Consider the following 590-nt stretch of genomic DNA (forward strand, 5'->3'; position numbering starts at 1 on the left):
AATAAAGCTGATAATTTTCAGCAAAATCGTGATGAATATTAATAAAAGATTTGATAAAATATAAGTATCAAGGCAGTATTATTAAAATATAATTTACATTATATAGCCTTGTCGGTTGTTGTAATAAAGAGGTCAATGCTATAAAGTATGTTGGCGGATTTATACAATTAAGCTTTAGCTTTGAGCCGGGTGGCCGAATAAAACTGAAAGTATGTGGATTTTACTGCTAAAAAGAGTTTAATGAAGGGGTAGGAAGATGAAAACGAAGGATAGTAAAATAGTGATAAGACCGGGTAAAAAATATCTGATTGCAATATTTTTGTATATATACATTACTATTATGATGATTTGGGTTTTATGTAAAGTAGGCTCATCAGAAATTCTGGAGACGAAGTGGGCGGGTGTGTTGCCGTTGCTATTATTAAGTTCAAGTCTCGGAATATATTTTTTAGTATTTGTTTTATTTACAAAAACAGAAGTAAGCGATAAAAAGATATTAATAAATCAGTTTCCGTTTAAAAGAAGTGAGTATTTATGGAGTGAGATAAGCAATGCAAAGATTATAGGTGAAGCCTCTGAATATCCATGTG

The 590-nt window shown here is 30.7% G+C and carries 1 protein-coding gene; it reads left to right on the plus strand.

Annotated features, from left to right (window positions below; genetic code table 11):
- Positions 1 to 256: 256 nt before the first annotated feature.
- A partial coding sequence (locus HMPREF1495_RS03490; RefSeq protein WP_034212089.1) for a hypothetical protein occupies positions 257 to 590 on the plus strand: 334 nt, incomplete at its 3' end.

The sequence above is a fragment of the Lachnoanaerobaculum sp. MSX33 genome (assembly GCF_000512995.1).
Lineage (GTDB): Bacteria > Bacillota > Clostridia > Lachnospirales > Lachnospiraceae > Lachnoanaerobaculum.